This is a genomic window from Curtobacterium sp. MCJR17_043 (assembly GCF_003224315.2).
In the GTDB taxonomy this organism is placed as follows: Bacteria; Actinomycetota; Actinomycetes; order Actinomycetales; family Microbacteriaceae; genus Curtobacterium.
On sequence record NZ_CP126259.1, the window covers coordinates 3,294,841 to 3,307,813 of the forward strand.

8 protein-coding genes and 1 pseudogene are annotated in these 12,973 nt (G+C 72.4%); 3 read left to right on the plus strand and 6 right to left on the minus strand.

What is annotated here, in order from left to right; all coding sequences use genetic code 11:
• Positions 1-67: 67 nt before the first annotated feature.
• The 3 genes from mshD (at position 68) to DEJ15_RS17115 (ending at position 3,005) form a co-directional block, all read left to right on the plus strand.
• Positions 68-832: a mycothiol synthase gene (mshD, locus tag DEJ15_RS17105; RefSeq protein WP_284175327.1), complete on the plus strand. Its 765-nt coding sequence runs from the start codon at positions 68-70 to the stop codon at positions 830-832.
• 7 nt (positions 833-839) lie between these two features.
• Positions 840-2,357, plus strand: a complete 1,518-nt coding sequence (locus DEJ15_RS17110; RefSeq protein ID WP_284175328.1) for a serine/threonine-protein kinase — start codon at positions 840-842, stop codon at positions 2,355-2,357.
• A 474-nt stretch (positions 2,358-2,831) separates the two neighbouring features.
• Positions 2,832-3,005 carry a hypothetical protein gene (locus tag DEJ15_RS17115; protein ID WP_284175329.1) on the plus strand — a complete coding sequence of 58 codons (174 nt, stop codon included), beginning with the start codon at positions 2,832-2,834 and terminating at the stop codon, positions 3,003-3,005.
• Between the two features lie 292 nt (positions 3,006-3,297).
• Here the strand turns inward: DEJ15_RS17115 and DEJ15_RS17120 are convergent, their stop codons facing one another.
• From DEJ15_RS17120 to DEJ15_RS17145, 6 genes and pseudogenes are all read right to left on the minus strand, one after another.
• Complete coding sequence (locus tag DEJ15_RS17120; RefSeq protein ID WP_284176250.1) at positions 3,298-5,640, minus strand: FtsK/SpoIIIE domain-containing protein; 2,343 nt, start codon at positions 5,638-5,640, stop codon at positions 3,298-3,300.
• Positions 5,526-6,947, minus strand: coding sequence for a hypothetical protein (locus DEJ15_RS17125; RefSeq protein ID WP_284176329.1), 1,422 nt, complete (start codon positions 6,945-6,947; stop codon positions 5,526-5,528). Before DEJ15_RS17125 ends, DEJ15_RS17120 begins: the two co-directional genes overlap by 115 nt.
• A gap of 258 nt (positions 6,948-7,205) precedes the next feature.
• Positions 7,206-7,541: pseudogene (locus tag DEJ15_RS19170) on the minus strand (hypothetical protein); the annotation flags it as partial.
• A gap of 153 nt (positions 7,542-7,694) precedes the next feature.
• Positions 7,695-8,315, minus strand: a complete 621-nt coding sequence (locus tag DEJ15_RS17135) for a hypothetical protein (RefSeq protein ID WP_284175330.1) — start codon at positions 8,313-8,315, stop codon at positions 7,695-7,697.
• Between the two features lie 170 nt (positions 8,316-8,485).
• A complete protein-coding gene (locus DEJ15_RS17140) occupies positions 8,486-11,734 on the minus strand; it encodes a hypothetical protein (RefSeq protein ID WP_284175331.1) in 3,249 nt (1,082 codons plus the stop codon).
• Positions 11,735-12,388: 654 nt separating this feature from the next.
• Positions 12,389-12,700 (minus strand): hypothetical protein, encoded by a 312-nt coding sequence (locus DEJ15_RS17145; protein ID WP_284175332.1) that lies wholly within the window; start codon positions 12,698-12,700, stop codon positions 12,389-12,391.
• Between the last annotated feature and the right edge of the window lie 273 nt (positions 12,701-12,973).

A 12,973-nucleotide genomic window follows, 5' to 3' on the forward strand; every position in this document is an offset into this window, starting at 1 on the left:
GTCGAGCAGCTCGCCGACGCCGCGGTCGCGGACGGCGAGGCTCCCCCCGTTCTCCGACCAGACGCTCGTGGACCTGCGGGCCGGTCGGGCGCGCGTGCTCGGTGACGACTCCGGCGTCGCGGTCGTCCGGGACGACGAGGTCGAGGTCGTCGTCCGCCGGGAGGCCCGGGGGCGCGGCATCGGGACCAGCCTCGTCGAGCAGGTGCTCGCCCTCGGCGACGACGCCCCGGTCCGCGCGTGGGCGCACGGCGACCACCCGGCCGCACGCGCCCTCGCGGCCCGGTACGGCTGGTCCGCGGAGCGGACGCTGCTGCAGTTGCGCGCACCGGTGCCGACCGCGGCACCGGAGACGGGCCTCCCGGACGGCTACCGACTCGACGCCTTCCGCGCGGGCTCCACGGAGGACGAGACCGACTGGCTCGCGCTCAACGCGGCCGCCTTCGCCACGCACCCGGAGCAGGGCCGGATGACGCTCGAGGACCTGCGGGCCCGCGAGTCCGACGCCTGGTTCTCCGGCGACGACCTCGTGCTGCTGCGCGACGCCGACGGCCGCCTGGCCGGCTCGTGCTGGCTCAAGGTGGAGGACGGCGTCGGCGAGTTCTACGCCGTCGCCGTCCGCCCCGACCTGCAGGGGCAGGGCCTCGGCGGCGTGCTCATGCGTGCGGGGTCCGCCCGGCTCGTCGGCCGCGGGCTCGACGCCGTCGCCCTGTACGTCGAGGGCGACAACACCCCCCGCGCTGGCGCTCTACCGACGGCAGGGGTTCGTCGCCCACACGATCGACGTCCAGTACGCGGCGCCGGGGTCCGGCCGGTAACATGGGGCGGCCGGTGACGCGCCGGTGATCGTGGGTCTGGGGGGATCTGTGGCGGAGGACGGACAGCACGCGCAGTACGGCCGTGGTGAGCCGCTCGGTGCGTCCTACCGCCTGGTCGAGCTGCTCGGGACCGGAGCGTCCGGCGAGGTCTGGCGGACCGAGCACACCGCGACCGGCGAGCAGTTCGCCGCGAAGCTCCTGCGCGCCGAACTCGCCGCGGAGCCCGACGTCGTCGAGCGGTTCGTCCGCGAGCGTTCGGTGCTCCTCGCCCTCCGACACCCCTCGATCGTCCGGGTCCGTGACCTCGTCGTCGAGGGTGACCGGCTCGCGATCGTCATGGACCTGGTCCGTGGGGGTTCGGCCCGGGACCTGCTGCTCGCCGTCGGCACGCTCCCGCCGGCCGACGCGCTGACGATCACCGCGGAGACACTCGACGCCCTCGCCGCCGCACACGAGCAGGACGTCAGCCACCGCGACGTCAAGCCGGACAACGTGCTCCTCGACTCCGCGTGGACCGCGGGCAGGACCGGCGACGTGCGGGTGTCGGACTTCGGCATCGCCTCGGTCGTGGCCGAACGGGACCGCAAGACGACCGGGCTCCTCGGCACGCCGCAGTACATGGCGCCGGAGTCGATCAGCCAGGGCCGGTCCGGTCCGGCTTCGGACGTGTACGGCGCCGGCGTCATGCTCTACGAACTCCTGTCCGGGCGGACACCGTTCGCCGGACCGGGCACCGACTTCGCCGTCGCCTACCGGCACGTGACCTCGACCCCGCCGCGGCTCGACGTGCCCGACGCGCTGTGGTCGACGCTCTCGTCGCTCCTGGCCAAGGACCCGGCAGCGCGACCCTCCGCGGTCGACGCCGCGGCCACCCTCCGCCGGCTGGCACGCTCGCTCCGGGACGCGCCGGCCCTGCCGCGGGCGGACGACCCGGACTCGTTCGACGAGGTCGAGCGGCCGGCGACCGTGGTGCGCGGTGGGTCCGGCGCCGCGGGTGGCGCCGGTGGTGTGGGCGCCGGCGCTCTCTCGGCGGGTGCGTCCACGGCCGGTGCGGGTGACGGGGACGCGGGCAGCGCGCTCGCAGCCGTCGACGCCGGCCCCGAACCCGAGCTCGGGCAGGCCGGTTCGCAGACCGTCATCCGACCCCTCGCCCGCCCGCCGGTCGCCGTCGCCGCCGCCGAACCCGAGCCGCCCCGACGCCGCCTCCGTCGGCCGGACTGGCTGACGAACCGGATGCTCGCCCTCGGCGTCGTCGGGGTCGTCCTCGTCGTGGTGCTCGTCGTCGCCGCCGTCGTGTGGCTGCCCGGCGCCGGCCGGAAGGGCGCCCGCACCGGCACCGGCACCGCGCAGGCAGCGAGCGCGTACCAGCAGGACCGACCGCTCCCCACGGGGCTGACGACCACGCGCAAGGCCGTCGTCGATCCCCAGGCCGGCACCGTCGAGGTCTCGATCACGTACAGCGCGCAGACCGCACCGCTCAGCGGCCCCCCCTGCTCGAGGTCCTCCCCGGCGCGGACGAGAACGCCGAGTGCCCGGCAGTGACGTGGAACGGCGAGGGTGTGACGGCCAAGCGGAACCAGCCGTCCCTGACCGGGGTCGACACCGCGTGCGCGTGGAGCCTGACCGGGGTCGAGATCGAGGCGGGCGGCTCCGTCACCGTGCAGGCCTCCGTGCCGCAGGACGTCGTGGCGGCCGGTGGCTCGGAGGCGGGCGTCACGGGGGCTGGCGGTTCCGGGTCTGGCGGTTCCGGGTCTGGCGGTTCCGGCCTGCAGGAGTGGCTCGACGCCGTCGGCGAGGCGACCACCGCAGCGGTGACCGACCAGGAGGTGACCGGTACCGCGTACCCGGTGCAGCGCCTCCAGGGTGTCGACGTCCGCACCCCCGACCGCACCGTCAGCCAGACCACGCTGCCCGTGACGCTCGTGCCCGTGTGGCCGAGCGGTGCGGACGAGCTGAACCCGCTGTACCGCAGCCCGAGCGCCGGGAAGCCCTCGGAGATGCTGACCGACGTCGCGGGTGGAGAGTCCGGCGTGCGGTTCGCCGACGGCTGCTCGGGGGGCGCTCGCGGTGTCGTCGGACGGGCTCGTCGTGACCGCGCTGTCGGTCGCGCCGTCGTGCACGGTGCGGGCGACCGTGGGGAACTTCACGAACCTCGAGAGCCAGCCGTTCGGGATCACCACGCGCGACTGACCGGCGGGCCGCGGCGTCGGCGGGCTCGGATCGGCGGCGGCCGGCGGCCTGGGCAGTCGGCAGCCTCGGCGGTCGGGGCCTCGGCGGGAGCCGCCCGGGCGGTCGATCTGGGCGCGGAACCGACAGATCAGCCCGGGACTTCCGCGGTGATCTGTCGGTTTGATGCCTGGGTCCGGCTCTGGCCTCGGCCGCGGCCGCGCGCCGGGCCGGCCGGCCAGTCGCGCCCGGCCGCCGGGCCGTGCTGGCCCGTCCGGGCTGGGCCGGGCGGCTGTTCCGAGGTGGGCGGAGGGGATCAGCTCGCGGCGGACGCTGTCTGCACGAGCCGCACCGCGCCTCCCGAGGCCGCGTACCCGCGTCCGGTCGTCAGCGCGACCGGGGAACGTCGAGGCAGCGTGACGCCGAGGAGCTCGCCGTCGTAGTCGACGTCGGGCTGCAGGAGGACCCCGCAACGGGCCTTCCGGACCGCTCGGGTCCAGTGGCTGTACATCGAACGGAGGTCCGCCGACCGCCCGGCGGCGACCACGCAGAGCCCGGGGCGCTCGGACGTCAGGAGCGACGCGATGCTCTGGTCGCCGTCGTCGAACCGTTCGGCGTCGTCGATGAGCAGCAGCACCGGTCCACGCTCGAGCCGGAGGCCGGCGAGCAGCGCCGGGACCTCGTCGGCACCGACGGCGAGACGGTCGACCGCACCGGTGTCGAGCGCGCTCGCGAGCGGTGAGCGTCGGTCGCAGACGGCCCACACTGCGGGTCGGGTCCCCTCAGCGCTCCGTGCGGCTGCGGCCAGGGCGAGGAGCACCGAGGACTTGCCGGAGCGCGCGGGTCCGGCGACGAGGACGTGCTCGCCGTCGTACACCTCGAGCACGGCGGTGCCGAGGTCGTCCTCCGCGATGCCGACCGGGAGCTGCCACGGCTCGGTGTCGAAGCGGGCGGGGACGGCGAGGTCGGTGACCGCGACCGAGCCCGGGAGCCGACCGACCGCGCTGGCCTTCGGCGTGACGTCGCCCCACTGCTCGCGGACCGCGCGGACCGCCTCGGCGAGGGAGCCCGTCGGCGTGCCCACGTGCGACTGCAGCTTCGCCGTCGAGTCGATGAACCGGCCGGGGACGGGCGGCGGCACGTCCTTCGGTCGGACGCCGATGGTCGCGTAGTCGTACGGGTCCGCGAGGCGGAAGAGCCACTTCTGCGTCGTCACCTCGTCCATCGCCGAGGGGACGGCCTTCGCCCGGGTGGTGGACACGGCGAACGAGATGCCGAGCGCCGGCCCCTCGGCGTAGACGCGGTAGAGCGCGTCGAGCAGCTGCTGTCCCTCGAAGTCCTGGTACTCGTCGCGGAGCGCCGCCAGACCGTCGAGGAGCACGACGGCACGACGACCACCCGGCGCAGCACGGCGGCGGTCGAGCTCGGTGCGGAGGTGTCGGAGCATGCGGGTCTGCAGCTCGGCAGCACCGGCACCGGACCCGACGTAGGCGCTCGTGTGCGGGAGGTCCGCCAGGGGCGCGAGGTCGCCGGCACCCATGTCGAGGACGAGCAGGTCGAGGTCGTCGGGGCTCGTCGTGCGGGCCAGCTGCAGCGCGATCGACGCGAGGGCCGTGCTCGTCCCGCTGCCGGGGATGCCCATGAGCATGAGGTTGCCCTCGGCGAGGTCCCACCCGGTCCGGACCTGGCGCTGGTTGTCGGGGTCGTCGGCCAGGGCCACCGGGACGCGGGTCGGTGCGGACGTCTGATGTGTCGTGTCGGGTGCCGGCAGGAGCGCGTCGAGCGGGACGGACGTGCCGAGCGCTTCCGGCCAGATCGGCCGTGGCGGTGCGTAGCCGGCCTCGTCGTTGGCCGTGCGGATCGCGTCGATGAGGACGTCGAGGTCGGTGAGGTCGTTCGACGCCGGTGCGGAGAACGCCACGGGCGCGGGGACGCCGAAGACGTCGGTGGGGCGGACCGTGACGGGCTGCTCGGCGCGGGCGTCGCGGGCGCGACCGGTGACGAGCGCGGTCTGCACCGGCGTGATGTCGTCCTGGCCGAGCTTCACGTAGGCACGACCGGTCTGCTGCCGTCCGATGCCGGCGGCCGACGGCACGCCGATGACGTTCGTCGAGTCCTCACGACTCTGCACGCGCAGGGCCACGCGCATGTTCGTGTTGGCGAGGATGTCCTCGCTGACGACACCCGCCGGCCGCTGCGTGGCGAGGACCATGTGCACGCCGAGGGTACGACCCACCGCGGCGATCGCCACGAGGGACGTCAGGACGTCCGGGAAGTCCTTCGCCAGCATCGCGAACTCGTCGACCACGAAGAGCAGTCGGGGCATCGGCTCGGACGGCTTGGTCGCCAGGTAGGCGTCGAGGTTGTCGATGTCGGCACCGGCGGCGGCGAACACCCGCTGCCGTCGCCCGAGCTCGGCCTCGAGCGCCCGGATGGCGCGGTCGGCCAGCTGCTCGTCGAGGTTCGAGATCGTGCCGATCGTGTGCGGCAGACGCTCACACGCGGCGAAGGCGGCGCCGCCCTTGAAGTCCACGAGCAGGAAGTTCAGGCGCGTCGGGTCGTTGCGCGCGGCGAGCCCGGCGACGAAGGAGCGTAGGAACTCGCTCTTGCCGGAACCCGTCGTCCCACCGACCAGGCCGTGTGGGCCGTCGCGGACCAGGTCGATCTCGAGGACGCCGCTCTCCGACGACCCGATCGGCGTCGAGAAGCCGGTCCGGGCCTCCCAGGCGGCACGGATGGCCGCGGGACCGCTCGGCTCGGAAGCAGAGTCGGGGGGCGGCGCTCGCGAGCAGGTCGGGCAGCCGCACGAGCGACGGCAGCGAGGCACCCGGCACCAGGAGTTCCGGGTCGTCGAAGTGCGAGACGTGCCGGGCGCACTGCTCGGCGTCCGCCGGGCTGAGACCGGCGAGCACGACGTCGTCGACGCGCGTGCGGTCCTCCGGGCGGTACACCGTCGCGGCCGCGTCGGCCCCCCACCGTGATGATCGTCGTGCACGCGGCGGGGAGTTGCTGCTCGTTCGTCGCGATGACGATCCCGCTCACCCGGCGGGGCCGCTCGCCCGGACGACGCACCTGGCCGAGCGCTGCCCGACCATGGCCGAGCAGGCTCCGGGCCGGGGCGTCGCGCCCCTCGGTGAGGACCTCGGAGTCGATGAGCACGAGGAGCTCCGGGGTCGGTAGCTCGTCGATGGACTCGCGCAGGCCGCGGAGCACCGCGGCGCCCTGGTCACGCTGCGCGGACATCCACCGCTGGCCGGTGCTGCTCCCCGCGACGCGGGTGTGCGGCAGCCAGGAGGCCCAGGACCAGTCGTCCTCGCGGCCCCTGTCGCAGAACACACCGACGGTCAGGTCGGCGGGTCCGCAGTGCACCGTCGCCTGGACCAGGAGGCTCCGGGCCAGTGCGAGGGCACCCTCGCGGTCGCCGACGATGCCCACGACGCCGGCGTCGCTGAGGTCCGCGACGACCGGGGCCGCCGTCAGCTTGCTCTCCTCGATGGCGGTCTTCGCCGCCTCCTCGAGCTTCATCTGCGTCGCGCGGGAGTCGAGCTGGGGACGCCAGGGCGCGTCGCCCGTGCCGGCGTGCAGGCTGAGGAAGTCGACGTCGTCGGCCCGGCGCTGCCACAGTGTCGTCGCGGGCAACAGCGCGCGCCGGACCACGGTCGCCGGATCGGGGACCAGTTCCTGGCGACGGGCGGCCTCGATCGCGGCGGCAGCGGTGATCTCCCCGCTGAAGTCGCGGACCGCCTCCGCGAAGCGCTCGTCCTCCTCCTTCAGGTTCTTCGCGCGCCGGTGCTTCTGCTCGAACCACATGCCGATCGCCGTGACGGGGCTGAGCAGGGCGAAGAGCGCGAAGCGGGCGTCCCCGAGCAGTGCGACCATCGCACCGGCGAGGACCAGCGGTGCGGCGACCGTGATCCAGCTGAACTTCGACGCCGGCGGCACGTCCCGCTTGCTCGGCGGCGACACGGGCTCCACGTCCCGGTTGCGCCCCGGCCGCGGAGGACGGTTGAACGGCGCCGTGGCCGCGGGGGGTGAGGTTCGGGAGCGAACCCGGAGCAGGAACCGGCGTCTCGTGCAGGTCCGGGCGCACGAGCAACACCGCGCCACCCACGATGACGCTCGTGCCGACCTCGACGAGGACGCCCTCCTCGTCGAGTCGCTCCCCCCCGCCACGACGGTGCCGTTCGTCGACCCGGAGTCCCGGATCCGGACCCCGTCGTCCTCGAGCTCGAGCGTGCAGTGCTCCCACGAGGCGCTCTCGGTGGGCAGGACCAGGTCGGCCTGCGGCGCCCGACCGACCACGAGCCTCCTGGACCGGGGGGATCGGGACGACTGCCCCGGTGTCGAGACCGCCGGCCAAGGTGACGGTCCAGCCGTCGACCAGCTGGGGGGCGTTCCTCGGGCGTCCGGGCGATGCGGGAGCCCTCGAGCAGGACGAGGTCGCGGATCGGGGTGTCCACGCTCGTCCGGTGTCCGTCGACCGCCAGGGTCGTGCCGGGCTCGAGGCTGATGCCCACGGCGGACTGGACGAGTTCGCCGAGACACGACGTGGCTGCCCACCCGTCGACCTCGACCGCTTCACGTCGGTCGTCGAGCTCGATCAACAGTCGCATGCTCGCTCCTCCTGGTCCGTGCGGTGGGGCGGGTACCGGCGGTCCGGTTGCCCGTCGTCTGGGGTGCCGGCGACTCGTGCGCCGGTGCGCCGGTGCGTGGTCAGCGAGCGGTGGAGTCCTGGAACCACACGAGCGACGCGGTCGGTTCCGCGGTCGCCGGTCGGAGCCCGAGGGTCTGCGACGAGGCTGCGAGGACCGTCGCATCCGTCCGGAGTGCCTGCTGCTGGCGGAAGTCGAGCGCAGGTCCTGCGATCCCGTCGCCGGCGTCCAGACGCAGAGTGGCGAGCGCGTCGGTCACATCGGACGGGTCGTCGCTGCGAGCCGAGCCGACGGCTCGCACCAAGGCCACGACCGCGTCATGGCTCCGCGAGTCAGCAGCCCAGGCCACCGCGGAGAACGGCTGGTCCGCGGTGAGGTTCTGCGCATCCGGGTCGTCAGCGAGCACCCGGACGCCGCCGAGGAACGCCGACATCGCACGGCCCTGCTCGTCGGAGGTGAGCGCACGCGCGTCGTCGGTCGCGACGCCCGCGGAGACGAACGTGCCCGACAGGCTGCCGTTCGCGTCGGCGAGCGCGGTGCCGAACGCCGGACTGGTCGCCTGCGGGGTGAGGACGACGGGCACCGTCACGTCCGCGGACTGCAGGGCGGCGACGAACGCCCCCTGTCGAGCCGCCGAGCCGCTGACGACGACCGCGTCCGAGTCCGCCGGAGCGGGGGGCATCGGCCTGGTCGTCACCGGCTGCGGGCGTGGCGTCCGCCGTCACGGCACCGGTCCGCTCGGCGACGGTCGTCGCGAGCGCGGTGTCGTCGGCGGCGGCATCCGCGGTGAGCACGTGGGCGACCTCCAGCCCGGAGGGCGCACCGCCGCCGAGGTCGACCAGCAGCGGGGAGTCAGCGCCTCGGAGCGCGCGTTCCATGGCGGCGGTCGTGGAGGCCGGCGACGGCGCCGTCGACCACGAGTCGCTGCCACTGGATGCGTACGGGAGGACGACCGGCACCCCGGCGTCGGCGGCGGCCTCGAGCGCGCCGGAGACGTGCGCACCGGACGAGGCGACCACGATGCCCGAGACGCCGCTGTCGACGAGTGCCTCGACGGCACGCTCCCCACCGCCGGCGCTGCCGCCGTCGTTCCGCGTCACGAGTTCGACGTCCGTCCCGCCCAGCGTGAGACGACGTTCCGCGACGAGGGCACCTTGCGCCGCTTCGTCCCAGTCGGCCCCCCTCGCCGTCGCCGAGCGTGACGACCACACCGATCTTCGTGCCCTCGGGCACATGGGCGACCCGGATCGGGACCGGCACGGTCGCCGGGACGGCCTCGGCCGCGGGCGTGTTCCGGTCGACCACGAACACCACGACCGCGAGGACCACCGCGATGACGAGCACCGCGATTGCGACGATCACGAGCGGCTGGCGCGGCCGCCGGTCGTGCTGCATGTCGTCGACGGCGTGAGTCATCGTGTGCCCCCCGATGGTGAAGGTGTACAGCGTCGTCGAGGTCGCGCTCTCCGGCACGTCCATCCGGAACGCCGGCAGAGTGGTCGCCGCGTCGAGCGATGCGCGGAACTGCTCCTGCTGGAGGAGGATGCCCGCCACGTCCTCGGCGCGCACGTTGGCGTACCCAGCTGCGTTCTGCGAGGCCAGGGCGAGCTGGTAGTCGGCGGAGTCGGACTTCGCCGCGCTCGTCGCCATCGCGCCGAGGATGCCGGAGCCGTTGACCTTGCGGTCGCCCAGGTCGAGCATCACGCGGTTGAGGTCTCCGGTCAGCAGCGTGCTCGCGCCCTCGACGTCGCGGGTCGACGCCGTGGTGCTCGCGTCGATCCGCGCCAGGCTCTGCTTCGTCTGCTCGTCCACTGCGGTCGCGAGGGCCGAGTTCTCCCGCTCGAGCTTGCCGCGCTGCTCGTCGATCGTGCCCTTGGCTCCGGATGTCACCTGCTTCGACGTCGAGCGGAGGCCGGCGATCGACTGGTCGAACGCCTTCAGCACGGCGGCGTTGCTGGTTCCGGCCTGCTCCGACACTTCGCGGACCTGCTCGTCGATGAGCTCGTCGATCTTCTCCGCTGTATCGTCGTTCGCCTTGGCAAAGGCGTCCTTCACCTTCTGGCCCAGGGACTCCTGCTCGTCACGGACCGAGGTCAGTGCCGTCGCAAGCTTGTCTCCGGCTTCGTTCGCGTCGTCGACCGCGGTCTGCATCTGCTCGACCGACGACGTCACGTCGCCGCCGCTCGTGCTGATGCTGTCGTACACCGCACGACGAGCGTCTTCGATCGTGCGAAAACGATCGCGCAGCTCGCGGGTCGCGGCGCCGAGACCGGCCGTCTCGTCATCGAGGTCCGTGGCCTTGATCAACTCGTCCCAGGCGACAGACTGGTCGGCGAGACGTGCGTCCATCGGCTTGTCGAACGGGATCGCCGTGTCCAGCTTGGCACCGTCACCCTCGTCGACGCACGGTGTCGCCGTCAGGTACGAACGGAGTTCGTCGGCTTGCTGCTCGGTGAGACCTGGTCCGACCGGCAGCGATGGGACGATACCACCGTCATCGGTGGGCACGACCATCTGGCAGATCCGTTCCGCGAGCGCCGCATTCTGCGCTTGCATAGTCTTGGAAAGGCGCGGGTCGCCGATGTTCCCGATGACGCCCCGAGCGGCCTTGGCACGACCATGCACAGCGACGATCTTGTCGCTGAGGTCCTTCACACCGACGCCCGCGACCCGGACTGCCTCCTCGAGAGCGTCCAGCTGCTGTTTGACCGTTGCCGTGCCATTCCCCGAGCGCGTTGAGAGCGCGTCGAGAGCCGTCTGCACCTCGCCCAGCCCCGTGTCCACCTTCCCGTATTCATTGATGGCGGCCTCCGCCAAGTCGGGCTGCAGACCGTTTGCCAGATCGGCGCCGGTCTTCACCAGTCCGGCGAGCGCCTCCGTGATGCTGGTCGACGACGAGAACAGTGCGCACGTCAGGGAGAAGCGGGCGGTCTCGACGGCGCACTTCTCTGCCGTTGGTTCGCGGGGGCCGATCGAGGACGCGAGCTGGTCGCTGACCTGCTGCTTGCACTCCTCGCTCGCCGTCGCGTACCCCTCCAACTGCGACGACACCCGCAGGAGGTTGCCGTAGACGCTCGCGCCACCATCCGCCTGCTGCGGAGCTGCCGCGCAGCCCTCGCCGTCGATCGCCGGACGGGGAGCGGTGGCGGAGGTGTCACCGAGCAACGCGTCGAGGCTCGTGGTCGTCTCCTGCAGCTGCTGCAAGACAGTGGACTGCGTTGCACCGACCGTCGAGCCGAGGTCGGACTTCAACGAGCCGAGCTGGCCGGACAGCGATTTCATCGTGCTGGCGAGCGAGGTGCTGCTCTCCTTGAGCCGGTCAGCCGTCCGGACACCGAGTGTGGACGACGTCGTCTCGAGGTTCGACCGGACCTCGGTGATCGTGCTCCCGGCGCGCGCGAGCACCTCGTTCACCTGCGAGATGAGGTCGATCGTGCGCCGCTGCAGCGCCAGTTCGGAGTCGGTGTCGGACCCGAAGGCCGCGTTCACCACACCGGTCGAGGACAGGTCGGTCGAGATGCCCGGCTGCGCGGCCAGGTCGAAGGTGGGTGCCGCGAAATCGTCGACGTTCGCCACCAGGTGCAGGGTCGTGCTCGCTCCCGACATGGGCGGCGCGAGCAGGCGTCCCCACTGCACGACGGCATCGCCGTCACCGTTCGCGCTGACGACACCGTCGGTCGCGGTGCCGTCGTCAGCAGTCTCGGTGACGACACTGTTCGGTCGGGTACCCGGCAGCACCGTCGACGCGGCGATGCTGAAGGGAGCGCCGACGAGCGCCGGCGTCGTCCGGGAGGCCCCGGCCACGTCGTAGGTCAAGTTCCGCGATCGGACGGTCAGGTTCTCGACGGTGAGGTCGATCTCGACCCGGCCGGAGTAGCCCGCCAGGTCCGCGAGGTCGGTTCCGCTCTTCTTCGCCGTCGTGTACTGCGTGGTCACGCGCAACGGCAGGTCACCCGCGGCCTTCGCCGCCTCGTGCTCCGTGACGGAGGACGACGAGTCGTCCGCGCCGACCGAGATGGCGGTGTCGGAGATCGTGGTGATCGACCCGTCCGCAGCGAGGCGCGTGTCCACGGTCTGCAGGACGCGAGACGGGCTCTCCACCGCGCGATCCGTGGACGTGCACCCCGCCAGGACCACCGCAGCAGCGCCCGCCATCGCGACAACGGCGAGCGCACGGCCGTTCTTCGTTCGTACCCCTGGATGCAGCATGCGCAACGACATTGGCGATCGTCCCCCCTCAAGAACCGACAAGCGACTCGATCCTAACGGCGCTGCATCGCCGAGGGACGACTGTCCACAGACCCACGAGTCCCCCCGTTCGGGCGACACGATCAGCGGTGACGACACGGAGCCGTTCGACAACCCGTGAAGCGATCACCGAGACCGGGACTACGCCGATCGCGAGAACGTCAGCACCAGCGCGCCGAGCTCGCTCTGGAGAGGCCAGGAGTCCGCGACCGTCCGTCCGGCCTCCCGCACGATCGACCGGGAAACTGGACTCCCCCTGTTCCTGCGCCAGAGCACGGGCGAGGACCGACCGCACCGCATGGATCTGTTCGGCTGAGGCTGCGTCCTCAGCGCCGCGCCGGTCCAGGGTGTCGATCAGGTCAAGCAAGCTCATGTCGTCCATCCGGTCGCGTCCGCGCAGACCATGCGGCGACCTCAAGAACGACGGCATCCGAGGAGTCCCGGCGAAGCGCCGAATCTGCGCGACTGAGCCCTCACCTCGAGGGAGCCGTCACTCCTGAAAGGCCATCAACAGCTGCAGGCCCCTGTCACGGTTCCGCCGAGAAACCGAAGACGACCCACCTTCTCGCGCACGCGAACGAGGGCCTCCCGGTGTCGGAATGATGCTTCGCCGATCTGGAACCGAGTCGAGCCTCCTGCTTCGAGCCTCGAGGCGATCGCGTCTTTGTTGTCGGCCGTCACGCCCCGCCTGAGGACGAGCGGACCACATTCCTTCGTCATGATCGCGACCTGGTCGAACGACGATCCGATTCCCTTACCGGAAGCGCTCGACCCGATGTCTCCTTCGGCACCCGTCACGGTGCACATGACGGAGATCACGTGCGCGTCGTCGTAGGCCTTCCACGCCCGTGAGCCCCCCGAGGACCAGCGCGGTGACAAGCACCATCGCGCTCAACATCGAGATCACCAGCACGTTCCCGCGGCGCCGTTTCGCTCCCACGTTGCTCCTTGTCGATGTCCCGCCGGGGACCATCATCGTCGTAGCCCTCTGCCGGCCGCCGGATCGGTCCCATTGCATGGCGCGGCTCACCTTCCACGCTCGGCTCGCACATCGAGCACATTGGGTGCGACGCCGACCGCTTGGAACCATCC

What these genes read in the sequence shown, in the direction of transcription:
- DEJ15_RS17135 (WP_284175330.1), bottom strand. Translation starts at nt 8,315, where the DNA reads ATGCCCCCCGCTCCGGCGGACTCGGACGCGGTCGTCGTCAGCGGCTCG.